Raw genomic sequence first — 24637 nt, 5'->3', positions numbered from 1 at the left:
GGCGGGTGAGGGGAGGAGACCGGCCGGGTCAGCTGAGCTGGTTGGCCTCGACCCAGGCGAGGTACTCGGGGCTGACCGTGCCCGTCACGTAGTCGCCCGTGAAGCAGCTCATCTCGAGGTCGGTGACGTCGCTGCCCTCGATGATGGCGGCCTGCATGTCGGCGACCTCTTGGTAGATCAGGTGGTCGGCGCCGAGCTCGCGGGCGATCTCGGGGATCTTGCGGTCGTGGGCGACCAGCTCGTGCCGCGACGGCATGTTGATGCCGTACACGTGCGGGTAGCGCACTGGAGGAGCGGCGGAGGTGAACGTGACCTCGTTCGCCCCGGCGGCGCGCGCCATCTCGACGATCTCGCGCGAGGTGGTGCCGCGGACGATCGAGTCGTCGACGATGAGGATGTTCTTGCCCTTGAACTCGCTCGACATGGCGTTGAGCTTCTGGCGCACCGATCGCTTGCGCTCGGCCTGCCCGGGCATGATGAACGTGCGGCCGACGTAGCGGTTCTTGTAGAAGCCCTCGCGGTACTCGATGCCGAGCTTCTGGGCGACCTGCATGGCGGCGGGACGCGACGAGTCGGGGATGGGCATGACGACGTCGATGTCGCCGGTCGGCGCGTACTGCGCGATCGTGTCGGCGAGGCGGTCGCCGAGGCGCAGGCGCGCGTCGTAGACGGAGATGCCGTTCATCACGGAGTCGGGACGGGCGAGGTAGACGTACTCGAACGAGCAGGGGATCAGTCGCGGCGCCGCGTGGCACTGCTTCGACACCATCTCGCCGTCGAGCGAGACGAAGACGGCCTCGCCGGGGGCGACGTCGCGGACGATCTCGTAGCCGCCCGACTCGAGCACGAGCGACTCGCTCGCGACGATCCACTCGTCGCGCTGCCCGTCGGCGGCCTTGCGGGTGCCGAGCACGAGCGGGCGGATGCCGAACGGGTCGCGGAACGCGAGCAGCCCGTGGCCGGCGATCATCGCGATGGCCGCGTACGAGCCCTCGACGCGCTCGTGCACGCGGGCCACGGCGGCGAAGATCTGCTCGGGGTCGAGATCGGTGCCGTTGACCTGTTCTTGCAGCTCGTGCGCGAGCACGTTGACGAGCAGCTCGGTGTCGCTGTTCGTGTTGAGGTGGCGACGGTCGACGTGGAACAGCTCGCTCGTGAGCTCGCGCGTGTTCGTCAGGTTGCCGTTGTGCACGAGCACGATGCCGTAGGGCGCGTTCACGTAGAACGGCTGCGCCTCCTGCTCGTTGGTCGCGGCGCCCTTGGTGGCGTAGCGCACGTGGCCGAGGCCCATCGTGCCGAGGAGGCCGCGCATGTCGCGCGTGCGGAAGCCCTCGCGGACCTGCCCCTTGGTCTTGTGCACGTGGAAGATGCCGCGCTCGGCGGTCGCGATGCCGGTCGAGTCCTGGCCGCGGTGCTGCAGCAGGAGGAGGGAGTCGTAGACGAGTTGATTAGCTGGCTCGTGCGCGACGAGACCGACGATGCCGCACATGCGGATCTGGCTCCAGACCGTAGAGTTGGGGTTACTGCGTCAGTCTAGAGCGACACCGAACGGATGAACGAATGGCGACTCCCGCTGCCCCCTCGACCAGCGCCTCCTACGCCGCGGCGGGGGTCGACACAGCTGCGGGCGACCGCGCGGTCGAGCTGATGAAGGCGGCGGTCAGCGCCACCCACGGGCCCGGCGTCGTCGGCGGGTTCGGCGGCTTCGCCGGCCTGTTCGACGTGTCGTTCCTCAAGTCGTTCGAGCGTCCGCTCCTCGCCACGTCGACCGACGGCGTCGGCACCAAGGTCGCCATCGCGCAGGCCCTCGACAAGCACGACACCATCGGGCAGGACCTGGTCGGCATGGTCGTCGACGACATCGTCGTGGTCGGGGCGCGTCCGCTGATGATGACCGACTACATCGCGTGCGGCCGGGTCGTCCCGGCACGCATCGCCTCCATCGTCGAGGGCATCGCCCGCGCCTGCAGCGCCACGGGCACGGCCCTGGTCGGCGGCGAGACGGCGGAGCACCCCGGCCTGCTCGGCCCGGACGACTACGACGTCGCCGGTGCCGCTGTCGGCGCGGTCGAGGCCGGCCAGCAGCTCGGCTCGCACCTCGTCCGCGACGGCGACGTCGTGCTCGCCCTGGCGTCGTCCGGGCTGCACTCGAACGGCTTCTCGCTCGTCCGCCACGTCCTGCGGTCGGCCGACCTCGGCTACGAGGACACGCTCCCCGAGCTGTCGGGCACGATCGGCGAGGCCCTGCTCGAGCCGACCCGTCTCTACACGTCGCCGCTGCTGCGCGTGCTCGACGACCCGGCGCTCGCCGGTGCCGTCCACTCGCTCAGCCACGTCACCGGCGGCGGCATCGCGGCGAACCTCGCCCGCGTCCTCCCGCTCGGCTCGTCGACCGAGGTCGACCGGGGCACCTGGTCGCCCGACCCCGTCTTCCGCGTGCTGAGCGACCTCGCCGGCTCGACGCTCGAGTCGAGCGAGGGCACCTGGAACCTCGGCATCGGCATGATCGCCGTCGTCGACGCCGCCTCGGCCGACGCCGTGACCGCGGCCCTCGTCGCCGACGGCATCGCGACGTGGCAGGTCGGCACGGTCTCGACCGCGGCCCGAGACCTGACCGGGTTCGAGCAGGGCGCCAAGGGCGTCGACGGCGGGGCCGTCCGCCTGGTCGGCAGCTTCCGGGCGTAGTGGTCCGTCGCTGACCCGCGGCCTACGCTGGTGTCACACGACGAGGGGGGACACCGTGGCTGACGACGTCATCGCGCAGTACGAGGCAGAGGTGCAGGCCGATCCGGGGGCCGTGGGGCCGCGCCTGGCGCTGGCCGGCGCGCTCATCGCCACCGGCAGGGGAGCCGAGTCGTTCGGCCACCTGGGCAAGGTGCTCGAGCAGGTGCCCGGCCACCCGGCCGCGCTCGCGCTGATCACGCAGGCGACCTCGTCCCTCGGGGCGGCCCCCGTCACGGAGGCGCCTGCCACGACCGCCGAGCAGGTCGGGCCCGCGTCGTCGTCGGGGGCACCGGCCGCCCCACGGCACGCGGCCGGTCCGCAGGGCGTCGCGGGAGCCCCGGGGCCCGGCGTCGACGGCACCGATGCCGACGCCCCCGATGCCGACGGCACCGACGACGAGGACGACGACGGCGTCGACTGGTCGCTCTTCGAGGAGCAGATCGGAGGCGTCGTGCCCGCGCCCTTCGTCACGACCGAGGACGGCGTCGTCTACACGACGGCCGAGGAGGACGTCGCCATCCTCAACCCGGGCGGCACGCGGGTGACGCTCGCCGACGTGGGCGGCCTCGACGAGGTCAAGAAGCGCCTGAACGACAGCTTCCTCGAGCCGATGAAGCACCCGGAGATCGCCGCCGCGTTCGGCAAGAGCCTGCGAGGGGGACTGCTGCTCTACGGTCCTCCCGGCTGCGGCAAGACCTTCATCGCCCGCGCCGTCGCGGGCGAGCTCGGCGCGCGGTTCCTCACCGTGAGCATGGCCGACATCCTCTCGTCGTTCATGGGCGAGAGCGAGAAGAACGTCCGGGCCATCTTCACGAAGGCCCGCGAGCTCTCGCCGACGGTGCTGTTCATCGACGAGCTCGACGCCGTCGCCGGCAAGCGGTCGAACCTGGGCGGCGCCGCCTGGCTCAAGTCGGTCGTGAACCAGCTGCTGCTCGAGTTCGACGGGGTCTCGACGCAGAACGAGGGCCTCTTCGTGCTCGCCGCGACCAACCACCCGTGGGACGTCGACGAGGCGTTCCTCCGGCCCGGCCGGTTCGACCGCACGCTGCTCGTGCTGCCCCCGGACGAGCCGGCCCGGGACGCGATCCTGCGGCACCACCTCTCGAAGCGGCCCATCGCCGGGATCGACCTCGGCTGGGTGGTCGACCGGACGGAGGGCTTCAGCGGCGCGGACCTCGCCTTCATCTGCGACACCGCCGCCGAGATCGCCATGAACGAGTCGATCCGCAGCGGCCAGGTCGCGCCGATCGGCATGCCCCACGTGGTCGAGGCGATGAGGGGCGTCAAGTCGTCGACCACGCCGTGGCTCGAGTCGTCGCGCAACGTGGTCGAGTTCGCCAACGAGAGCGGTCGCTACGACGACCTGAAGGAGTACCTCCGCTCGCGGAAGATGCTGTGAACCAGGCTGCGCCGCGCGAGCTGGTGCTCGCCGAGGCGACCCGGCTCATCGCGACCCGGCGCTGGACGGACGCCGAGCGCGCCGTCCGTGACGGCCTGCGCCCGGCCCCCGACGACCCGGGGCTGCTACGGACGTTGTCCGTCGTGCTCCGCCTGAGCGGGCGGTCGGCGGCGGCCGAGGGCGTCGCCCGGCGGGCCCTGGCGCTCGACGACTCCGCCGCCTCCCTGATCGAGCTGGCGCGGGTGCTCTTCGTCCTCCGGCGGTGGGACGAGGTCGCCCTGGTGGCCGACCGTGTCCTCGCGGACGACCCCACCGGCCCCGCGGCCATCGACGCCCACGTCGTCGCCGCGGAGGCCTCGGTGCTGGGGGCCGAGGAGCCCGGTGGAGGGCTCGAGCAGGCCAGGGAGCACGTCCGCCGGGCGGTCGAGCTCGACCCCCTGTCGTTCCCTGCCCTGCACTCGTCGGGGTGGATCGAGATGGAGGCCGACCCCGCAGCCGCCGAGCGCTGGCTGCGGCGTGCCCTGGCCGTGAAGCCCGACGACGCCAGGGCGGTGTTGTTCCTCGCGTCGCTCCGCACGACGTCCCCGGCCCGCCGGGTGTCGCTCGCCCGGTCGGTGCTGGCCGCCGACCCCGGCCACCCGAAGGCGACCCAGGTGCTCACCTCGGTCGTGCACGACGGCGTGCACCGCCTGGGCCTGCTCGCCGTCGTCGCGAGCGTGTCGGCGACGGCCGTCGGCGTCGTGCTCCCGATGAGCCTCGTCGCCGTGCTCGGGCTCGTCGCCCTGGCGGCAGCGGTGCTCCGGCTGGCGCTGCTCGCCCGCGAGGTCGGCAAGGGCGTCCCGTCGAGCTTCACGCGTCGGGTGGTCCTCGCCCCCGGCCTGCAGCGCCGCATCACGCTGCTGAACCTCGCCGCACCGGTCGTCGCCGCGCTCGGCCTCGTCCTGGTCGTCGCGGAGGAGGGCGTGCTGAGCCCCGGCGTCTACGTGCTCGCCGTGGCGGTGCTCCTCAGCGGTGCCGCACGCCGGGGGACCGTCGAGCGCGACGAGGCCGGCCCCGTCCCGCGCGCGTTGAAGGTGCGGCTGGAGGAGACCCAGTGGGCGGGCCTCTGGCGGCGCGCACTGCCGGTCGCCCTCGTGTTCGCCGCGCTCTGGCTCGTCGGGCTGGTGCTCGCCTGGACGGGGAGCGGGCTCGTCAGCGGCAACGCCCTCGGCTACACGGCCCTGCTCTCGGCGCTGGCCTTCCTGCCGTTCCCCGTGGCGCGCCTCCGTCAGCTCCGCCGGGCTCCGTTCACCGCGGGCCCGCGTGGACCGCGCCGCGCCGCCGTCGCTCCCCGGCTGGCCCTCGCGGCCTCCGTCGCGGTGGTGGTCGCGAGCCTGCTGGTGCCGTTCGGGTCGTCGGCAGCCGAGATCTCGGAACGGGGCTTCGCGCCGTCGTGGCTGGCTTCGGTGCCGGGCGGTGAGGCGCTCACGGCGCTGCTGCCCGAGTACTCGGCCGACGAGGACGAGGCCCCTCGACCCGGGCAGTTCGTGCCTCGGCCGCTGCCCACGTTCGAGAAGCCGACGCTCGAGCCGTCGACGGAGCCTGCCGCGGGGCCGCCGGGCACCGCCGACGACGAGGCCGCGCGGTGAGCGGCCACGAGGGCGTCGACCCCGTCGAGAAGGCGGTGCGGGAGGCGCAGGTCGCGACGGTGACGAGCGGACCGGGGCGTGCGGTGGGCCTGCTGCGTGCGGCGCTCGCCGGGGCGCCCGGCGACCCGCGCCTCCTGCTGGCCCTGACCGACGCGCTCGCGGCGGACGGGTCGCTCGAGGAGGCGCAGGCGACGGCCCGTGAGGCGGTGGCCGTGCTGCCGGAGTCGGCGGAGCCGCTGGTGGCCCTCGCCCGCGTGCAGCTGAAGATGCCCGGGGACGGCATCCGGCGGGCGGCCGAGACGGCCCGGGTGGCCCTGCGCCTCGATCCGGACTCCACCCGGGCGCACCTCATCGTCGGGCTGGCGGCCGGGTACGACGCCACGGCCACCCGGGCGGACCGCGACCGGGCACGGCCGTCGGTGGAGGAGGCGCTCCGGCTCGCGCCCGACCTGCCCCTCGCGCACGTCGTCGCGGGCGTGCTCGACCGGGTCGACGACCCGGCGAACGCGGAGACCCACCTGCGTCGGGCCCTCGCCCTCGACCCGCACGAGCCGGACGCCCTCGTCCTGCTGGCCGGCCTCTCGACCACGGAGGCGGGCACGTCCGCAGGGCTGTTGCGGTCCGCGGCCGCGCTGAGCCCGCTCGACGACGCCACGCGACTGCGGCTGGAGGCGGCGGTGCGCCGGGCCGTCCACCGACCGGCCGTCGTCGCGCCGACGGTGTCCACCGTGGCCCTGCTGGGAGCCGTGTGGCTGCCCGTCAGCCCCGGCATCCTGGGCTTGCTGGCGCCGCTGGTCTTCCTGGTGTGGGGTGCCCTGCGCGTGCTGCGCACGGTGCTGGCCGAGGTGCCGCGGTCGTTCGTGAGGCGGGTGCTCTGGTCCGACCGCGGAGGTCGGCTGCAGACTGTCGCCGACGTCGTGGCGCCTCCGGCCGCGGCCGCCGGGATCCTGGCGCTCGGCACGGGTGACGGCGAGGGGCTGCCGGGCGTGGCCCTGGTCCTCCTCGCGTCCGTCGCCTCGGCCGTCGGCGGCGCCGTGGTGACCGCGCGCCTGGTGACGGCCGAGCGGTCGTCGGTCAGGGGCGCCGACGACACCGACCAGCGCCCACGGGCGGCAGACGTCGCGGCGGTGGCTGTGAGGGCAGGGCTCGTCCTCGTCGTCGGCGTGCTGTGGGCGGCGGGGCTCGTCGCGAACCCGCTCGTCGCGGCCGCCGTGTGCCTGTCGCTCGCGGCCCCGCTGGCCGGCGCGCTGCTGGTCGCGGTGCGTCACGACGCAGGCCCGGTCGGGCTCCGACGCCTGTCGGCGGGGGCCGTCGTGCTCGCCCTGCTGCTGGGCCTCGGCGGGCCCGTCGCCGAGGTGGCCTCCGGAGGAGCGGCCGAGCGGCCGGGCGGGCTCACCTGGGTGGGGGCGCCGGGCGGGCCGGAGGCGCGCGACGCCCTGCGCCGGGAGCGGCAGCGACAGCAGGAGCTCGAGCGGCTGGAGGAGCAGCGAGGGCCGGGGAGGCTGCCCGACTTCGGCTCGGAGCCCCCGCGCGCACCGACGGCGGTGCCGACCATCGAGGTGCCCGACTTCACGTTCGACCTGCCCGGGGACGGGGACGGGGAGGCGACTGTCGGTCCGTGAGGCGTATCCTCAGCAGACGCCCTCCGGGGCGGAGCCGACGACGACGTCGGCACGGACGACGAAGGAGTCGACCAGATGACCACTCACACCCCCACCAGCCTCCCGGTCGCACGCGTCACCCGCGTGCCCCTCACCCCGGCTCCCCGGCGCGGCGTCTCGCCGGTGACCGGCGGCAAGCGAGTCGCGTTCCTCACCGCGGGCGGGCTCGTGCTCGTCGTCGCGATGGGCCTGATGCCCGTGCTGGGGCAGCTCGTCGGCTAGGGGACCGGGCCGGCGCCTCCTCGGCGCTGCGGCGGTCCACCAGACGACGCGACGACGACGAACCGACGCGATGGATCGCGGAGGTCCGTCGCTGTCGCGTCGTGCTGCCCGTGCTCTTCGCCGGTGCTCTCGCGCGTCGCGCTGGTGCTCGCGCGGAGACGCCGCACGGAGACGGTCGTTGGGCGGGCGCTAGGAGGTGCGGCGCGAGCCGAGCACGCAGAACTCGTTGCCCTCGGGGTCGGCGAGCACCACCCAGGAGGCGTCGGCCTGGCCGACGTCGACGCGCACGGCACCGAGGGCCTCGAGCCGCGCGACCTCGGCCGCCTGGTCGTCGGGACGGAAGTCGAGGTGCAGCCGATCTTTGACGGTCTTGGGCTCGGGCACGCGCACGAACAGCAGCCCGGGGAGCGAGTCGGGGGTCGGACGCAGCTCGGGCTCGTCGCCCGGCTCGCTGATGTCGACCCAGCCGAGCGCCTCGCGCCACCAGGCAGCCAGCGCGTCAGGATCGAGAGCGTCGACGACGACCTGTTCCCACTCGAGCGTCATCGCGCGCCTAGGCGCTCTTGCTCTGGTGGTCGTCCGCGCCCTCGTCGAGGTCGGCGTCCACGTCGGAGTCGTCCTCGAAGTCGTCGGCCCACCGGTCGACGTACTCGTCGGAATCGCTCTTGGTCGCAAGCTCTTTTTCGAGCGCACCGTAGTTGGTGTCAGGGCTGAAGTACTTCAGCTCTCTGGCGACCTTGGTGTGCTTGGCTTTTTGACGGCCGCGCCCCATGCGTGACCCCCTCGTGAATTCGGCCCGGAAACGGTGTCGGACGAACCGGGAACTACCGACAGGTGACGTTGCAAAACTGCATCGATCTTAGCATGTGCCCCCAGCCCTGACGGCCTGTCACGGGCGGCCCCCACGGGCGTCGAGGAACCCTCGCACCTGGTCGTCGCGGAGGGCGTCGCGGAGCTGCGAGATCGCCGCGTCGTCGGGGAGGACGATCGACTGGCCGTCGGCCGAGGTGCCGGTGCCGGCGGTCGGGACGGTGAAGAAGTCGACGTCGTCAGGGCGCAGGCCACGGAGGCCGGCCCCGAGCGCCACGAGGGTCCCGGCGTCGAGGTCGGCGTCGACCGTGACGTGCGGCGCGGTCGCGGCGAGGAAGCCGGTGACGCGCGTCGGGTCGGTGAGGGTCGCCCGGCTGACGAGGGTGCGGAGGACCCCGTCGAGGAACGCCTGCTGGTTCTCGACCCTCTGGAAGTCGGCGTCGGCGAACGCGCTGCGCTCCCGCACGAAGGCGAGGGCGGAGTCGCCCTCGAGGTGGTTGACGCCCCGCACGTACTCGTGGGGGGACCCGGGGTCGGACGACGCGCTGCGGAACGCCTTCTCGCTCACCACGTCGACTCCGCCGAGCGCGGTCGTCATGTCGGCGAACCCCTCGAAGTCGATGATCGCCACGTGGTCGACGCGCGCGCCGAGCAGCTGCTCGACGGTCTGCACCGCGAGCGGGCTGCCGCCGTGCGCGAAGGCGGAGTTGATCTTGCCCTCGCCGCGGCCGGGGATCGGCACCCACAGGTCGCGCATGACCGACATCACCGAGGCGTGCTGCCGGTCGGCGTCGACGTGCAGCAGCATCATCGTGTCGGTGCGCTGGTCGGAGGGCGAGCCGTCGTCGAGCGTCGTCTCGTCGCCCCGGGAGTCGGAGCCCATCAGCAGCACGTTCAGCGACCCGTCGTCCGCGGGCGCCGGGCGGCCGGCGTCGGCGGGGAACGCGTCGTCGAGGGTCGTGGTCGCGTCGTCCCACGACGAGGCCAGGTGCAGCGCGAACCCGCCGGCCGCGACGCCTGCCACGACGAGGAGGGCGACGAGCGCGAGGCTGACCCCGATCAGGGCGCGGGCGGCACGTGAGTGGGGCCTGCGGCGGCCGCGGCGTCCTCGGCCCTCGTCGCCCTCGGCGCGCTGCTCGCGCTCGGCGTGCTGCTCGCGCTCGGTGTCGGACGAGGAGGTGTCGGTCGCGTCGTCGTCGCGGCCCAGTCCGAGGGCAGAGAGGTCGTCCATGGTGGTGCTCCGGGATGCGTCGGCGGGTGCCCGCCCGGGTGGGCGTGCTCGCCCTCGTCGCTCGAGGGCCGACCAGACGATATCTCGTGGGTGATACATCAGTCCAGGCTCGGCCGACGATGTCGAGACGATGCCCAGGCTCCGCCGCAGCCGCAGCCGCAGCCGCAGCCGCAGCCGCCTGGTCGTGGGCGAGCAGTCAGGCGAGAAGGGACGACGTGGGCGTGGGCCCACGCCTACGGCGTCCCCTTTCGCTGCACCACGTCGGGCCGGGCGGGGCGGGGCGCTGTCGGGCCGGGCGCCGCCGGGCCACGCGCTGCCGGTCTGGAGCCGCCGAGCCGGGCGCCGGCAGGCCCGGCGGCGGCGGCCCGGGGCCGCCGAGCAGGGCCCGGCGCGGCTCGGGCGCTACTTCTTGCGGCGGGGGCCCGTGCCGTTGCGGGCCGCCGAGCGGGCCCGTCGGGCCGCGTCGCCGCGGCGGGCGTTCCCCACGTTCTGGCCCTTGCCGGGGGCACGCGGAGTCTGCTTCGGACCAGGGGCGTGGGGCTCGCCCGAGGGGGCGGCGGTCGAGTCGGCACCGGGGGCGTCGCGCTCCGCCTCGACCACGAGGCCGCGGTGGACGGCACCGCCCTCGACGGCCGCGCCGGACCTGCCGGCCGGACCCGCGCCTCCTGCGGGCACCGACCCGACCGGCCCGAGCGGGCGACGGGGCAGGGGGCGGATGGGCTCGCCGCGCCGGTCCTGGCCGGGGATCGGTCGCGACCGGCGGCCGTAGAGCATCTCGGACGAGTCGAGCAGCCACGGCACGAGCGAGATCGTCACGCCGTGCACGAGCATCAGCTTCTGGCGGATCCGGCGGCTCTTGTGGTTGTGGAGGGCCGCCTCCCACCAGTGGCCGACGATGTAGATCGGCGTGTAGATCGTCACGACCTCCGAGCCGTGCTCGGCCCGGTGCGCCTTGATGTACTTGATCAGCGGCATGCTGATGTCGCGGTAGGGCGAGGCGACGATGCGGAGCGGCACCTCGATCTCCTGCTCGGCCCACTGCCGCTGCAGCAGCGCGGTGGCCTCGTCGTCGATGCCGACGTGGATCGCCTCGAGCGACTCGTGCCGCGCGGCGATGGCGTAGTCGAGCGCCTTGAGCACCGGCTTCTGCATGGTGCCGACGAGCACGATCGCGTGGTCGCCGTGCGAGCCGAACTGCGTGGTCGCGTCGGGCTCGATCTCGACCCGGACGTCGCGGTAGTAGCGGTTCACGCCGAGCATCAGCGTGAACAGGATCGGCATGATCACGAACACCAGCCACGCTCCGTGCGTGAACTTCGTCACGGTCACGACGATGAGCACGGAGGCGGTGAGCAGGGCCCCGAAGGCGTTGATGCCCCGGGCGCGGTACACGGCTCCGCGGTCGGCGCAGCCCTCGCGCAGCATGCGCGTCCAGTGCACGACCATGCCGGTCTGCCCGAGCGTGAACGACACGAAGACGCCGATGATGTAGAGCTGGATCAGCCCGGTGACGCTGGCCTGGTAGACGAGCAGGATCGCGCAGGCGACGAGGGCCAGGACGATGACGCCGTTCGAGTAGATGAGGCGGTCGCCGCGGGTGTTGAGCGCCTTGGGGGCGTACTGGTCGCGCGCCAGGATCGAGCCGAGCAGCGGGAACCCGTTGAACGCCGTGTTGGCGGCCAGCAGCAGCACCGCCGCCGTGCACGCCTGGATCAGGTAGAAGGGGATGCCGAACAGCGAGCCGCCGAACACGGCGCTCGCGATCTGGGCGATCAGGCTGCGCTGAGGCGTGCCCTCGCAGTCGACGAAGCCCTGTAGGTCGCAGGCGTCCTCGGCGTAGTGCACCTTCGCGATCAGGGCCACGGCGACCAGCCCGGCGAACAGCACGATGGCGATGCTGCCCATCAGCACGAGGGTCTTCTGGGCGTTCTGCACCTTGGGCCGGCGGAACGCGGGAACGCCGTTGGCGATCGCCTCGACGCCGGTCAGGGCCGAGCAGCCGCTCGAGAAGGCACGCAGCAGCAACAGGATGAACGCGGCCTGCGTCAGCTGGTCCGCCTGGACCGTGTACTCGGCGCTCTCGGCCACCGGCGGGTCGCCGAGGGCGGTGCGGACGAGCGCGATCACGATCATGACGAAGACGCTCGACACGAAGAGGTAGGTCGGCACGGCGAAGGCCTTGCTCGACTCGCGCACCCCGCGCAGGTTGACTGCGGCCAGCGCGATGACGAAGAAGATCGCCAGCTCGACCCGGACCGGGGCCAGCTCGGGCACGGCCGAGATGATGTTGTCCACGCCCGACGCGACCGAGACGGCGACCGTCATGACGTAGTCGACCAGCAGGGCGGAGGCCACGACGAGGCCGGCCTTCTCGCCGAGGTTGCGGTGGGCCACCTCGTAGTCGCCGCCTCCCGAGGGGTAGGCCTTGATCAGCTGGCGGTACGACGCCACGACGACGAGCAGCAGCACGACGACCGCGACCGCGACCCACGGCGCCAGGGTGAGGAACCCCAGCCCGCCGATCAGCAGGATCATCAGCAGCTCCTGCGGCGCGTAGGCCACCGAGCTCAGCGGGTCGCTGGCGAAGATCGGGAGGGCGAGGTGCTTGGGGAGCAGCTGGCCCTCGAGCTTCTCCGAGGGGAGGGGTTCACCGATCAGCCACCGCTTCGGCGACCTGGTGTCGTCAGTCACGAGCGGCGACTCTACTCCGCGCCGAGGGCCTGTCAACTCATGGCGGGGACGGGGCATTCCCGATTCGTCAGGCGGCCGTCGCGGAGGTGGTCGGGACCGGGCCTGTGGGGGTGCCGGAGGCGGTGGTCGAGTCGGTCGAGGGGTCGGCGACACGTGTCGCGCGAGGCGCGAAGAGGGGCAGGGCGAAGGCCACCATCGGCCCGATCAGGACCGCCTCGAGCGCCGTGCCGATGCCGACCTGGCCGCCCAGCAGCCAGCCGATCGCGAGCACCGTCACCTCGATGGCGGTGCGGGCCACCCCGACCCGGACCCCGAACCGGCGGTGCAGGCCGAGCATCAGGCCGTCGCGCGGACCGGGCCCGAACGCCGCGCCGATGTAGAGGCCGCTCGCGGCGGCGAGCAGCAGCAGGCCGAGCGCGAAGGTCAGGCCCTGCGCCCACCACACCGTCTGCTGCGGCAGCACGTGGAGGCCGAGGTCGGCGAAGGGCCCGACGAGCAGCGCGTTGGCGATCGTGCCGAAGCGCGGCCTCTGGCGCAGCGGGATCCAGAGCAGCAGCACGAGCACGCTCGTGAGGAACACGACGAGGCCGAAGCCGAGGCCCGTCTGCTTCACGATGCCCTGCGTCAGCACGTCCCACGGGGCGACCCCGATGCCGGCGCGCACCATCAGTGCGATGGCGACGCCGTAGAGGAAGAGGCCGACGAGGAGCTGCAGGAGGCGGCGGGTGAGGAGCATGGACCGATCCAATAGGGAGAGCGGCCTGGTAGCAAGAGTCCAATCGGCCTAGTGTGGCTGCATGAGAGCTGTCGTCGCATGAGCATCGTCACGAGCGGACCGGCCGTGTCGTCACGGGCGCTGGGGGTGCTGCTCGACTCGTGGCGCGCCTCCTCGTCGCCCGGCTACGCCGCGCTCGCCGACCGCATCCGCCTGCTCGTGCTCGACGGCCGGCTCTCCGTGGGCACGCGCCTGCCGAGCGAGCGCGACCTCGCGACGCACCTCGGGGTCAGCCGCACGACCGTCGCCGCGGCGTACGCCGCGCTGCGCGACGCCGGCCACGTCACGAGCCTGCGGGGGAGCGGCAGCGTCGTGCGGCTGCCCGACCAGGCGCGGGTCCGGTCGACGCGGCCCGCCGCCGAGGGCGACGTGCTCGACTTCACCAAGGCGGCCATGCCCGCCGTCGACGGCATCGCGGAGGCGGCGCAGCGGGCTGCGGGACGCCTCGGCGCGTACCTGTCCGAGCCCGGCTACGACACCGTCGGCCGCCCGGTGCTGCGCGAGGCGATCGCGGCCCGCTACCGCGCCCGTGGCCTCGAGACGAGTGCCGACCAGATCGTCGTCACCCTCGGCGCCCAGCACGCCATCGCCCTGCTGGCCCGGGTGCTCGTCGGCCGCGGCGACCGTGCCGTCGTCGAGACGCCCGGCTACCCGCACGCGTTCGAGGCGCTGCGGGCCGCGGGCGCCCGGCTCGCGCCGGTCAGCGTCACCGTCGACGAGGGCTGGGACGAGTCGGCGCTGCTGCAGACGCTGCGGCGCACGAGCCCGCCCGTCGCCTACCTGATGCCCGACTTCCACAACCCGACCGGGGCGACGATGCTCGAGGCGCAGCGGGTGCGCGTGCTCGAGGCCGCGGCGGACGAGGGGACGATCGTGATCGCCGACGAGACGATGGCCGAGCTCGTCGTCGGGGGGCCGCGGGGCGCCTCCTTCGCCGGTGCCGGTGCCGGTGCCGGTGCCGGTGGCGGTGCTGGTGCTCGGCCGCTGCCGATGGCGGCCTACGGGCCCGCCGTCACGATCGGCTCGGTCGGCAAGTCGCTCTGGGGCGGGCTGCGGATCGGCTGGATCCGGGCCGAGCGGCCCCTCGTCGAGCGCCTCGTGCGCGCCCGCTCGGCCGGCGACCTCGGCACCCCCGTGCTCGAGCAGCTGATCGTCGCCGACCTGCTCGGCGACATGGACGGCGTGCTGGAGGCGCGCTCCCGGCAGCTGAGGCACGGCCGCGACCGGCTCGTCGCCGGCCTCCGCAGCGCGTTCCCCGGGTGGAGCGTGCCGTCGCCGGCCGGCGGCCTCACGACGTGGGTGGGCCTGGGCGCACCGGTCAGCTCGCAGCTCGTGCTCGCCGCCCGCCGGCACGGGCTGCTGCTCGCGGCCGGGCCGATGTTCGGCGTCGACGGGGCGTTCGAGCGGTTCCTGCGGGTGCCGTACTCGTACCCGGACGACGAGACCGACCGCGCGCTCACGGCGCTCGCCGCGGCCTGGGACGGCATCGACGGGGTGCAGGCGCCGCGCGGCGCCCTCATGGCCGAGGTCGTCTAGCCCGTCGCGGCGGCGCGCGGCGGTTCCTCCACGTCGAGACACCTCCGGCCACCTCTGCACAGCGTGTAAGAAAGCGCCGCCAGTTCCCAGAGAGGCTGGTGACAATGGAGGCGCGGTGCAGGTCGTGACCGTCGCCTCCCCCGTTCTCCCCTCCCTCTCACCACCGGAGCCTCGTGCATCTTCTGTCCGTCTTCAGCCTGCGCAACCGCGCGCTGATCGCCCTCGTCACCATCGTCGTCGCCGTCTTCGGCGGCATCGCGCTGACGTCGCTCAAGCAGGAACTCGCGCCCAACGTGCAGTTCCCGCAGATCGCGATCGTCAGCTCGTACCCCGGCGCGACGCCCGAGGTCGTGAACGACGACGTGTCGACGCCGATCGAGCAGGCGGTGCAGATCATCCCCGGGCTCGAGGGCACGACCGCGACGTCGAGCACGTCGCAGAGCACCGTCTCGGCCGAGTTCACCTACGGCACCGACCTCGGCGCGGCCGAGCAGAAGATCCAGTCGGCGATCAACCGGCTGACGCTGCCCGACAGCGTCGACACCCAGGTGGTCACCGGCAGCCTCGACGACCTGCCCATCGTGCAGATCGCCGTCACCGGCTACTCGGCCGACGACACCCAGGCGCTCGTCGACCGGCTCACGAACACGACCGTGCCCGACCTGCAGAAGCTCGACGGCGTCCGCGAGGCCTCGATCTACGGCGACGCCGGCCAGCGCGTCGTCATCACGCCCGACCGCACGGCGCTCGCCGCGGCGGGCCTGACCACGCAGGCCTTCCAGGACGCCCTCGACGCCAACGGCACCCTCATCCCCGGCGGCACCCTCACCGAGAACGGCCAGACGCTCTCGATCCAGGCCGGCCAGCGCCTCACGAGCACCGACGAGGTCGCGGCCCTGCCGCTGCTCGGCGGCACCTCGGCGGTCACGATCGGCGACGTCGCCGACGTGGCCCTCAGTGGCGCGCCCGTCACCTCGATCAGCCGTGTCGACGGCCAGGACGCCCTGACGATCGCGGTCACCAAGACGCTCGACGCCAACACGGTCGACGTGTCGACCACGGTGCAGGACGCCCTGCCGTCGCTCGCCGCCGACCTCGGCTCGGACGTCGACCTGTCGATCGTCTTCGACCAGGCGCCGTTCATCCAGCAGTCGATCGACGCGCTGGCGGAGGAGGGGCTGCTCGGGCTCGTCTTCGCCGTGATCGTCATCCTCGTGTTCCTGTTGTCGGTGCGCTCGACGATCGTCACCGCGATCAGCATCCCGACGAGCGTGCTCATCACCTTCATCGGCCTGCAGGCCGCGGGCTACACGCTCAACATCCTGACGCTGGGCGCACTCACCATCGCCATCGGGCGCGTGGTCGACGACTCGATCGTCGTCATCGAGAACATCAAGAGGCACCTCGCAGGAGGCGACGGCCGCGTCGCGTCGATCACCACCGCCGTCCGCGAGGTCGCGGGCGCCGTCACGGCGTCGACCGTCACGACCGTCGTCGTGTTCCTGCCGCTCGCCTTCGTCGGCAACATCACCGGCGAGCTGTTCCGGCCCTTCGCCCTGACGGTGACGATCGCCCTGCTCGCGTCGTTGTTCGTCTCGCTGACGATCGTGCCGGTGCTGGCGTACTGGTTCCTCCGGGCGCCGAAGGTGCACAAGCACGCGCCGGGCGCCGCGGGCGAGCAGGCGCAGGAGCGCCTGACGACCGCCGCCTCCGACCCGACCGACCCGGCACCGCTCGACCGCCTGCGCCGGGTCTACGTGCCGGTGCTGCGAGGCACGCTCCGCCACCCCGTCGTGACCCTGCTGGTCGCCGTGCTCGTGCTCGGCGGCACCGCGGCGGCCATCCCGCTGATGAAGACGAACTTCCTCGGGGCGAGCGGGCAGAACACGTTCACCGTCACGCAGACCCTCGCGCCCGCCTCCAGCCTGCAGGTGCTCTCGGACGCCGCCTCGAAGGTCGAGACGGAGCTCGACGGCGTCGACGGCATCGAGACGGTGCAGCTCACGATCGGCTCGAGCGGCACCTCCATCGCCAGCTTCTTCGGCGGCACGGGCGACAGCACCGTCACCTACTCGATCACCACGAACGAGGACGCCGACCAGGGCGCGCTGCAGGCCGAGGTGCGCTCGCGCCTCGACGACGTCGCCGACGCGGGCGACATCGAGCTGACCGCGTCGAGCGGCTTCGGCACGAGCAACGACATCACCGTCGACGTGACCGCGCCCGACCCCGACACCCTGCAGACCGCGACCGAGACCGTGCTCACCGCGGTCGGCGACCTGCCGGGGACGGCCGAGGCCGGGTCGAACCTGCAGGCCGCCCAGCCGGTCATCGGCGTCGTCGTCGACCGCGACGCGGCGGCGGCGATCGGCCTCAGCGAGGTCGCCGTCGGCGGCATCGTCTCGCAGGCCGTGCAGCCGTTCCGGGTGGGCTCGCTCGAGATCGAGAACAGCTCGGTCGACATCTACACCGTCGACCCGACGCCGCCCGCGACCCTCGACGAGCTCCGCGCGCTGGAGCTGCCGAGCGCGACCGGGCCCGTGCGCCTCGACTCGATCGCCACGGTCGAGCAGACGAACGGACCCACGTCGGTCACCACGACCGACGCCGTCCGGAGCGCCACCGTCACCGTGACCCCGTCGAGCGACGACCTGTCGAGCGCCGGCACCGAGGTCGACGACGCGATCGCCGGGCTCGACCTGCCCGCCGGGGCGGACGCCGTCGTCGGCGGCGCCGTCGCCGACCAGTCGAACGCCTTCTCGCAGCTGTTCCTCGCGGTCCTCATCGCGATCCTGATCGTGTACATCGTCATGGTGGCGACGTTCCGCAGCCTGCTGCAGCCGCTCCTCCTGCTGGTGTCGATCCCGTTCGCGGCGACCGGCGCGATCCTGCTGCAGCTCGCCTCCGGCATCCCGCTCGGCGTCGCGTCGCTGATCGGCGTGCTGATGCTCGTCGGCATCGTCGTCACGAACGCGATCGTGCTGATCGACCTCGTGAACCAGTACCGGACCCGTGGCCTGCGGGTGCGCGAGGCGCTGCTCGAGGGAGCATCGCGGCGGCTGCGGCCCATCCTGATGACGGCGACCGCGACGATCTTCGCCCTGACCCCGATGGCGCTCGGCATCACCGGCCACGGCGGGTTCATCTCGCAGCCGCTGGCCGTCGTCGTGATCGGCGGGCTCGTGTCGTCGACCGTGCTGACGCTGGTCGTGCTGCCGGTGCTGTACTCGCTGTACGAGGGGTGGCGGGAGCGGCGGGCCGACCGCCGCGACGGTGCCTCGGCCGACGCGTCGCCGGCGGGCGGCGGCTCGGCCGGTGGCTCGGCCGAGCCGCTGGCCGGCACGTCGGCTGGAGCGTCAGCCGACAGCCGGGCGTAGCGACACGAGAACGACGAACCTCCGCGGAACACCGCGGAGGTTCGTCGTCTCCGCGTCGGGACGGGGCCGCAGGGATCCCCGTCGAGCCGGGCAGCGTGCGGCACGGAGGAGGCGGGGGTTCTGTTCCGGGGGAGGGTCGGGTATCGTTGTCGGGTCGGCTCAAGACCGCGCGCCTGTGGCGCGCACGTCCTGCGGCGTCGCACCCCGGACAACCACCGGAGGCGACGAGCGGGGCACATGAGGGTTTGTACGTCTTGTGGGCCGGATTCACGACGGATCTCGTCGGGATGAATTCACGTATGTGAACGGTCCTGGTCAATGGCTGCCCGGGTATTTCTTCGCGTCATCGCACAAGCCCGGAAAGAACACCATGCCCCCCTACGACAAGACTCCTTCACGCTCGCGAGGAACCGACCCGCACCGCAAGCCGGGCTCCAAGAGCTCCTCGCACCGCGGCCACCGCCCCGACGAGGCCGGCGCCCCCGACCGCAAGAACCGCTGGAACAGCGACGCCCGTGCCGAGCGCCGCGGCGAGGCCCCCCGCAGCGGCAGCAGCCGCCCCAACTGGGAGCCGCGCGAGAAGACCTCGAACAGCCGCTTCGCCCCCCGCGACCACGACGCCCGCAACGCCGAGCGAGGCCGCGACGGAGGCGCCCCCCGCTTCGGCCGGGACGGCGGCAAGGAAGCAGCCCGCGCCGGACGCGACGGACGCCCCGCCCGCAGCTGGGACCGCGACGCTCGCCCGGCCCGCGACAGCGGTGGCCGCGACGACCGTGGCGGCCGTTCGTACGACCGCGACGCCCGTCCCGCCCGCGACGATCGCGCGCCCCGTTCGTACGACCGCGACGAGCGACCCGCACGCGGCTACGACCGCGACGACCGAGCTCCCCGCCGCGACGACCGCAACGAGCGTCCCGCTCGCCGCGACGACCGCGCGCCCAAGAACTACACGCCCGCCGGGCGCCCGCCCCGCGACGACCAGCCGGCCCGTTCGTGGGGTGACCGTCCCGAGCGCGGCGGACGCACCTCCGGCGGCTCGTACGACCGCGACGCCCGTGGCGGCCGCGACGACCGCGCGCCCCGCAGCTTCGACCGCGACAGCCGTGGCGGCCGCGACGATCGCGCCCCCCGCAGCTTCGACCGCGGCGACCGCGGCCCCGGCGCAGCCGAGCGCAACGACCGATCCGACTTCTACCCGAAGCGCGACCAGGGCATGCACTACTCGCCCGAGGACGACGTCAAGCTCGAGAAGCTCCAGGCGGAGGTGCTCACGGCGCAGGACGTCGAGGGCGTCAGCTTCGGCGACCTGGGCCTCGGCGACAACATCGAGCGCCAGCTGGCCTCGATGGGCGCCGCGGCTCCGTTCGCGATCCAGGCCGCGACGATCCCCGACGTGCTCGCGGGTCGTGACGTCCTCGGCCGCGGTCGCACCGGCTCCGGCAAGACCATCGCCTTCGGCGCCCCGCTCGTCGAGAAGCTGATGGAGAACAACGGCGCGAAGAACCGCAAGATGGGCCGCCGTCCCCGTGCGCTGATCCTCGCCCCGACGCGCGAGCTCGCGATGCAGATCGACCGCACCGTGCAGCCCATCGCCCGCTCGGTCGGCCTGTTCACCACGCAGGTCTACGGAGGCGTGCCCCAGGCCCGCCAGGTCGGCGCGCTGAACCGCGGCGTCGACATCGTGATCGGCACCCCCGGCCGCATCGAGGACCTGATCGACCAGGGCCGCCTCGACCTCAGCGAGGTCGTCATCACGGTGCTCGACGAGGCCGACCACATGTGCGACCTCGGGTTCCTCGAGCCGGTGCAGCGCATCATCCGCGAGACCGCCCAGGTCAAGCCGAACGGCGACCGTGCCCAGAAGCTGCTCTTCAGCGCGACCCTCGACAAGGGCGTGGCGAAGCTCGTCGACGAGTTCCTCGTCAAGCCCGCCGTGCACGAGGTCGCCGGCGAGGACCAGGCCAGCTCGACGATCGACCACCGCGTGCTCGTCATCGAGCAGCGCGACAAGACGGCCGTCATCGAGCAGCTCGCGTCGGGCCCCGGCAAGACGCTCGTCTTCGCGCGCACCCGTGCGTTCGCCGAGCAGCTGACCGACCAGCTCGAGGACGCGGGCATCCGCGCCACCAGCCTGCACGGCGACCTGAACCAGGCCCGCCGCACGCGCAACCTCGGCCTGCTCACCAGCGGCAAGGTCAACGTGCTCGTCGCGACCGACGTCGCCGCCCGCGGCATCCACGTCGACGACATCGAGCTCGTCGTCCAGGCCGACATGCCCGACGAGTACAAGACGTACCTGCACCGCTCGGGCCGCACCGGCCGCGCCGGCAAGGAGGGCACCGTCGTCACGCTGATCACGCGCCCCCGTCGCCGCCGCATGGAGGAGCTGCTCGACCGCGCCGAGATCGAGGCCGAGATGATCGACGCCCGCTCGGGCGACGCCCTCGTCGACCAGCTGGCCGGCGTCTAGGCCGCACCGCACCTCCTGCAGCACCCTGACGGGCGCTCACCCCTCGTGGGTGGGCGCCCGTCCGGCGTCCGCGGGGCGTGCTCCGTTCAATACGTTCTTCCGAACCCCGTTCCGTTCAAAGAACCACGTTGCAGCGAGGTTCTTTGAACGGAACGGGGTTCAGCGCAGCTGCGGCTGCCCGGTCGGAGGCGCGCACTGCGGCTGCGGCTTAGGCTCGCAGCGTGGCCCCGACCCGCGAGAGGCCCGGCATCGTCCGGGTCCGCATCAGCGACCGTGAGGTCTGGCACGTCGTCGACCCGTCGTTGACGCCAGCCGAGGCCGAGGAGGCGGTGCGAGCGCACCGCGCCGCGAACGCTCCCACGAACCGCAGCCTGGTGCGCCGGGTGCTGGCGTGGACGCCCGGCGTCGTCGCCCTCCTCGTGCTGGGCGGGGCGGTCTGGGGCACCGTGGTCGTCATGGCCGAGCTCGACCTGGCCGAGCTTCCCGGGCGGATCGCCGTCGCCGTCGTGCTGGGCGGGATCGGCTTCGTCGCCGCGGCCACGGCGGGCATCGTGCTGCTCGAGGCGCCCTGGCGGCGTGACCGGGTCGAGGCCGAGGCGGCGACGAGCCCACACGTCGTGCCGATCCCGGGCTCCGTGCTCGGCTGGGCCGCCGCCGGCGGCGGCGCCGACGCAGACGCAGGCACCCCCGCCGCGGCTGACGTCTGGCGCGTGGTCGCGGCGGTCGACGTGCTGTCCGAGCTCGAGGCGGCTCACTGGCGGCTGGGCGACGTCCTGTACTGGCGGCTGGACGACCCCGACGACGACCTCGACTACGGCGCCGACGACGACCTCGACTACGGCACCCACGCCCACGGCCACGGCCATGGCGACGACGCCGACGCGGGGCCCGGCGACCGCCACGGCACCCACCCGGCGGTGGTGGCCCTGGACGAGGCACGGCTCAGGGCGTCGGAGGAGCTGCGCGTCCTCGGCGACGAGGTCGGGTTCCCCGCGGCCACTGGCGTGCGCCCCGGGACGGAGGGATCGTGAGCGTCTTCCTCGACGACGTGCCCGGGGGCGCGCCCGGACACGGGGACGAGTTCGATCGCGACGCGTCGGCCGTGCACGCATCCGGCAGCGGCGTCGCACATCAGGACCGCGACGGCACCCGGTGGCTGGTGGCCGACCCCGACCTGTCGCGGCAGGAGGCGGAGGCAGCGCTCCGGAGCGCGCTCACCTGGCCCCGGGTCGACGGGCCGGTGGACCCGACGGCCGCCGGAGCCGCGGCAGCCGGCGGAGGAGTCCTCGGCATCGCCCTCGCGATCGGTGCGTTCGGGCTCGTGGAGTGGCCGTCGTGGATCGCCCTCGGCGCCGTGGGGGCCGCCGCGGGCGGGATCCCCGTCTGGGCCTGGCTCGACGGGCGCGTGCAGGAGCAGACCCGCGCGCGGCAGCGGGCCGCGACCCGCGTCGCCCGCGAGTCCCTGGTGGAGGTGCCCGCGAGCTTCGCGACGTGGGCAGGGTCCGGCGAGAGGTCGCTCGCCCACCACGACCTGGTCGCCCTGGCGCGGGCGGTCAGCGCGACCCGGGCGGCCGCGTCGACCCTCGACGCCTGGCGCTGGGGCGAGCCCGACGTCGACTGGCCGCACGCCCACGCCGTCGTCGATCCCGTGCTCGTGGGCGAGTACGAGGTCGCACGGGCGGCGCTCGACGAGCTGGCCGGGTCGCTGAGCTACGAGGTGCCCGCGGAGGTCGCGCCCGAGTCCCTGCGGTAGGCGGGCGGTCGCGGGAGGCGACCCGCGCCTCCTTCGTCGCACGCCTGCGTCGACACCCCTCGAAGCCGCGCGCACCCCACGGCGCGCACGAGGGTGCGCGCGGGTTCGAAGGGTGCGGCCGGGTCAGCGGGTGCCCGCGCGGCGGCCAGTGCAGCGGGTGCTAGCGCCGGTCGAGCAGTCCGCGCACGTACGACGCCTGGCCGAGGTGCTGCGTGCAGTCGCCGAGGATGCTCACGAGGCGCGAGCCGGCGGTGACGGGCGGGTCCCAGGCGTCGTCGACGACGTCGGTGTACGAGGCGGCGTCCAGCCCCTCGAGGTAGCCGCGGGTGCGCAGCGTGACCGCCTCGAGGTAGGCGACGAGGAGGTGCGGCTCGGCACGCACCTCGCCCACCTCCGCGGGCGACTGGCCGTAGCCCATCTCGGCGTGGTCGAACGGGAGCGCGAAGCGGTCGGCCCAGCCGTCGGCCGTCCAGACCTGGTCGGAGGCGGCGAGGTCGGCGATCTGCACGTCCTGGCCGCGGGCGGTGTGCCAGACCAGCCAGGCGATCGTGTTCGCTTCGGCGTCCGGGCGCCAGGCCAGGTCGTCGACCGAGAGGCCGTCGACGGCGGCGGAGGCGATGGCGGGGAGGCGGTCGAAGGCCTCGATGAGCACGTCGGAGGGAGTCATCGCGCCACCCTACGACCGGGGCGCGGAGCAGTCCCAGGTGCCCGTGCGGGACAGCCCCTCAGCCGGAGGGGCTCGAGGCCTGCGCGCCCGTCGTGTCGTCGTCCACCGCGCGGCGCGTCAGCGAGTCGCCGATGGCGCGCATCACCGAGGCGAGGAAGTCGAGCTGGCGCGGGTCGATGGCGTCGCGGAAGGCGCTGCGGTAGAACGCGCCCGTCTCGGCGACGGCGGCCTGGCCCTCGGGGGCGAGCTCGAGCACGACGCTGCGGCGGTCGGTGGGGTGCGCGCGCCGGGCCACGAACCCGGCCTTCTCGAGCCGGTCGATGAGGCTGGTGGTGGCGCCGGTCGACAGCTCGAGCGCCTCGGCGGCGAGCTTGGGGGTGCTCTCGGGCGCGTTCGCGATGAAGACGAGGCACTTCAGGTCGGTGGTGCCGATGCCGAAGTGGGTCGCGACGAGGCGCTCGACGCGGGCGTTCTGCCCGAGGAGCGTCGAGAAGGCGGAGAGGACCTCGTCCACGTCGACGAGGCCGTCGGCGTCGCGGGGAGGGGCGGTGCCGGCCTGCGGCTGGGGAGAAGTGTCGGTCATGAGGCTCCAGGGGCGAACGAGGCGAAGGAGGCGGAGGTGCCGAAGAGAGGGAGACCACGGCGGCAGGGACGGCGGCTCATCGATCGTTCCCCCACTATAGCTCGGCCATCGAGCAACACGACAGAAAAGGTACCCCCCACCACTGGGGGCACCCCTCGGCTTGCAAGCTACTCGACACCCGAATAACTTGATTGTCGTACCACTTGGGCACCGAGCCACACGGACACCGAACCTCTCGACAACCGGGAGACACGGAGATCGAGATGCTCAGCCCCCACCGAACTTCACGCACTGCTGCACCAAGAACTGCCTCACCACCACTTCTCTCACCCCCTGGAGCCCACGATGTCCCGTCCCACCCCCCGCGCCGCCCGCCTCGCCGCCTGGATCGCCATCCCCGCCGCCCTCGTCGCCAGCGGCATCGTCGTCTCGCAGGCCTCGTACTCGGCCTTCTCGTCCACCACGGTCAACCCGACCAGCAACTGGACCGCCGGCTCCGTCGCCCTCACCGACGACGACTCGAACACCGCGCTGTTCACGGCCACCAACCTCAAGCCCGGCTCGACCGGCACCAACTGCATCGCCGTCACCTCGACCGGCACGCTCGCCTCGGCCGTCAAGCTCTACGGCACCGCCGCCGCGACGACGAACAACCTGGCCTCGAACATCACGCTCAGCGTCGTGCAGGGCACCGGCGGCGGCTTCGGCTCCTGCTCGGGCTTCACCCCCCTCGCCGCCGGCTCGTCGCTCTACAACGGCACGCTCGCCGGCTTCGGCACCAGCTACACGAACTTCAGCAACGGCGTCGGCAACTGGGCCCCCACGGGCACCACCGGCACCCAGACCACGACCTCGGAGACCCGCGTCTACCAGGTCTCGTACACGGTCTCGAACACTGCGCCCAACACGACGCAGTCCGGCACCGCCTCGCTCGGCCTCACCTGGGAAGCCCAGAACAGCTAGAGCCCCGCTCGACTCCCGCCAGCGTCCCGAACCCGCCGGCGGGGCAGGGGACCGTGGGCTGCCCGACGCCCCACGGCCCCCTGCGACGCACCACCCGCACCGCCGCACCACCCGCACCGCCGCTCCACCCGCATCACCCGCACCGCA

General features: G+C 73.3%; 19 protein-coding genes. 11 read left to right on the top strand and 8 right to left on the bottom strand.

The window, feature by feature from the left end:
• Positions 1-28: 28 nt before the first annotated feature.
• On the bottom strand, positions 29-1489 hold the full coding sequence (gene purF, locus ITJ48_RS08785; protein ID WP_194613218.1) for an amidophosphoribosyltransferase: 1461 nt from the start codon (positions 1487-1489) through the stop codon (positions 29-31).
• Positions 1490-1560: 71 nt separating this feature from the next.
• Between purF and purM the strand changes: the two genes are divergently transcribed.
• The 5 genes from purM (at position 1561) to ITJ48_RS08760 (ending at position 7634) form a co-directional block, all read left to right on the top strand.
• Positions 1561-2685: a phosphoribosylformylglycinamidine cyclo-ligase gene (gene purM / locus ITJ48_RS08780; RefSeq protein WP_194613217.1), complete on the top strand. Its 1125-nt coding sequence runs from the start codon at positions 1561-1563 to the stop codon at positions 2683-2685.
• A 55-nt stretch (positions 2686-2740) separates the two neighbouring features.
• Positions 2741-4123, top strand: a complete 1383-nt coding sequence (locus tag ITJ48_RS08775; protein WP_194613216.1) for an AAA family ATPase — start codon at positions 2741-2743, stop codon at positions 4121-4123.
• Positions 4120-5751 (top strand): hypothetical protein, encoded by a 1632-nt coding sequence (locus ITJ48_RS08770; RefSeq protein WP_194613215.1) that lies wholly within the window; start codon positions 4120-4122, stop codon positions 5749-5751. The genes ITJ48_RS08775 and ITJ48_RS08770 overlap by 4 nt, the downstream gene beginning before the upstream one ends.
• Complete coding sequence (locus ITJ48_RS08765; RefSeq protein ID WP_194613214.1) at positions 5748-7373, top strand: hypothetical protein; 1626 nt, start codon at positions 5748-5750, stop codon at positions 7371-7373. Before ITJ48_RS08770 ends, ITJ48_RS08765 begins: the two co-directional genes overlap by 4 nt.
• A gap of 75 nt (positions 7374-7448) precedes the next feature.
• A complete protein-coding gene (locus ITJ48_RS08760) occupies positions 7449-7634 on the top strand; it encodes a hypothetical protein (protein ID WP_123548770.1) in 186 nt (61 codons plus the stop codon).
• A 189-nt stretch (positions 7635-7823) separates the two neighbouring features.
• On the opposite strand, the gene ITJ48_RS08755 is transcribed toward ITJ48_RS08760, so the two are convergent.
• The 5 genes from ITJ48_RS08755 to ITJ48_RS08735 all read right to left on the bottom strand — a co-directional run bounded on the left by ITJ48_RS08755 (position 7824) and on the right by ITJ48_RS08735 (position 13102).
• A complete protein-coding gene (locus tag ITJ48_RS08755; RefSeq protein ID WP_194613213.1) occupies positions 7824-8180 on the bottom strand; it encodes a VOC family protein in 357 nt (118 codons plus the stop codon).
• A gap of 7 nt (positions 8181-8187) precedes the next feature.
• Positions 8188-8406: a DUF3073 domain-containing protein gene (locus ITJ48_RS08750; RefSeq protein WP_192042857.1), complete on the bottom strand. Its 219-nt coding sequence runs from the start codon at positions 8404-8406 to the stop codon at positions 8188-8190.
• A gap of 117 nt (positions 8407-8523) precedes the next feature.
• On the bottom strand, positions 8524-9675 hold the full coding sequence (locus tag ITJ48_RS08745) for an LCP family protein (protein WP_194613212.1): 1152 nt from the start codon (positions 9673-9675) through the stop codon (positions 8524-8526).
• Between the two features lie 402 nt (positions 9676-10077).
• Entirely contained in the window at positions 10078-12333 is a 2256-nt protein-coding gene (locus tag ITJ48_RS08740; RefSeq protein ID WP_228506816.1) for an amino acid permease, read from the bottom strand.
• 100 nt (positions 12334-12433) lie between these two features.
• A complete protein-coding gene (locus ITJ48_RS08735; RefSeq protein ID WP_194613210.1) occupies positions 12434-13102 on the bottom strand; it encodes a YitT family protein in 669 nt (222 codons plus the stop codon).
• A gap of 78 nt (positions 13103-13180) precedes the next feature.
• Here ITJ48_RS08735 and ITJ48_RS08730 point away from each other — a divergent pair, with 78 nt between their 5' ends.
• The 5 genes from ITJ48_RS08730 (at position 13181) to ITJ48_RS08710 (ending at position 22277) form a co-directional block, all read left to right on the top strand.
• Positions 13181-14677 (top strand): PLP-dependent aminotransferase family protein, encoded by a 1497-nt coding sequence (locus tag ITJ48_RS08730; RefSeq protein ID WP_194613209.1) that lies wholly within the window; start codon positions 13181-13183, stop codon positions 14675-14677.
• Positions 14678-14850: 173 nt separating this feature from the next.
• Positions 14851-18054, top strand: coding sequence for an efflux RND transporter permease subunit (locus tag ITJ48_RS08725; protein WP_194613208.1), 3204 nt, complete (start codon positions 14851-14853; stop codon positions 18052-18054).
• A 370-nt stretch (positions 18055-18424) separates the two neighbouring features.
• Complete coding sequence (locus ITJ48_RS08720) at positions 18425-20524, top strand: DEAD/DEAH box helicase (RefSeq protein ID WP_194613207.1); 2100 nt, start codon at positions 18425-18427, stop codon at positions 20522-20524.
• A 221-nt stretch (positions 20525-20745) separates the two neighbouring features.
• A complete protein-coding gene (locus ITJ48_RS08715) occupies positions 20746-21555 on the top strand; it encodes a hypothetical protein (protein WP_194613206.1) in 810 nt (269 codons plus the stop codon).
• The gene (locus ITJ48_RS08710; protein ID WP_194613205.1) at positions 21552-22277 is read left to right on the top strand and encodes a hypothetical protein; all 726 of its coding nucleotides are present in this window, start codon (positions 21552-21554) and stop codon (positions 22275-22277) included. The genes ITJ48_RS08715 and ITJ48_RS08710 overlap by 4 nt, the downstream gene beginning before the upstream one ends.
• Positions 22278-22437: 160 nt before the next feature.
• Here ITJ48_RS08710 and ITJ48_RS08705 read toward each other — a convergent pair whose 3' ends face one another.
• Positions 22438-22944, bottom strand: a complete 507-nt coding sequence (locus ITJ48_RS08705) for a DinB family protein (RefSeq protein ID WP_146906047.1) — start codon at positions 22942-22944, stop codon at positions 22438-22440.
• 58 nt (positions 22945-23002) lie between these two features.
• On the bottom strand, positions 23003-23527 hold the full coding sequence (locus ITJ48_RS08700; protein WP_228506246.1) for a MarR family winged helix-turn-helix transcriptional regulator: 525 nt from the start codon (positions 23525-23527) through the stop codon (positions 23003-23005).
• A gap of 345 nt (positions 23528-23872) precedes the next feature.
• Here ITJ48_RS08700 and ITJ48_RS08695 point away from each other — a divergent pair, with 345 nt between their 5' ends.
• Complete coding sequence (locus tag ITJ48_RS08695) at positions 23873-24490, top strand: hypothetical protein (protein ID WP_194613204.1); 618 nt, start codon at positions 23873-23875, stop codon at positions 24488-24490.
• Positions 24491-24637 lie beyond the last annotated feature (147 nt).

The organism is Frigoribacterium sp. VKM Ac-2530, from assembly GCF_015350835.1.
Lineage (GTDB): Bacteria > Actinomycetota > Actinomycetes > Actinomycetales > Microbacteriaceae > Frigoribacterium.
Note: the sequence above shows the minus strand (reverse complement) of the source record. Positions and strands in the feature narration are given on the sequence as shown.

Coding starts and splice junctions, on each gene's coding strand:
- purF (WP_194613218.1), bottom strand. CDS start 1,489: ATGTGCGGCATCGTCGGTCTCGTCGCGCACGAGCCAGCTAATCAACTC.
- ITJ48_RS08695 (WP_194613204.1), top strand. CDS start 23,873: ATGTCCCGTCCCACCCCCCGCGCCGCCCGCCTCGCCGCCTGGATCGCC.
- ITJ48_RS08755 (WP_194613213.1), bottom strand. CDS start 8,180: ATGACGCTCGAGTGGGAACAGGTCGTCGTCGACGCTCTCGATCCTGAC.
- ITJ48_RS08720 (WP_194613207.1), top strand. CDS start 18,425: ATGCCCCCCTACGACAAGACTCCTTCACGCTCGCGAGGAACCGACCCG.
- ITJ48_RS08735 (WP_194613210.1), bottom strand. CDS start 13,102: ATGCTCCTCACCCGCCGCCTCCTGCAGCTCCTCGTCGGCCTCTTCCTC.
- ITJ48_RS08760 (WP_123548770.1), top strand. CDS start 7,449: ATGACCACTCACACCCCCACCAGCCTCCCGGTCGCACGCGTCACCCGC.
- ITJ48_RS08750 (WP_192042857.1), bottom strand. CDS start 8,406: ATGGGGCGCGGCCGTCAAAAAGCCAAGCACACCAAGGTCGCCAGAGAG.
- ITJ48_RS08700 (WP_228506246.1), bottom strand. CDS start 23,527: ATGACCGACACTTCTCCCCAGCCGCAGGCCGGCACCGCCCCTCCCCGC.
- ITJ48_RS08745 (WP_194613212.1), bottom strand. CDS start 9,675: ATGGACGACCTCTCTGCCCTCGGACTGGGCCGCGACGACGACGCGACC.
- ITJ48_RS08705 (WP_146906047.1), bottom strand. CDS start 22,944: ATGACTCCCTCCGACGTGCTCATCGAGGCCTTCGACCGCCTCCCCGCC.
- purM (WP_194613217.1), top strand. CDS start 1,561: ATGGCGACTCCCGCTGCCCCCTCGACCAGCGCCTCCTACGCCGCGGCG.
- ITJ48_RS08730 (WP_194613209.1), top strand. CDS start 13,181: ATGAGCATCGTCACGAGCGGACCGGCCGTGTCGTCACGGGCGCTGGGG.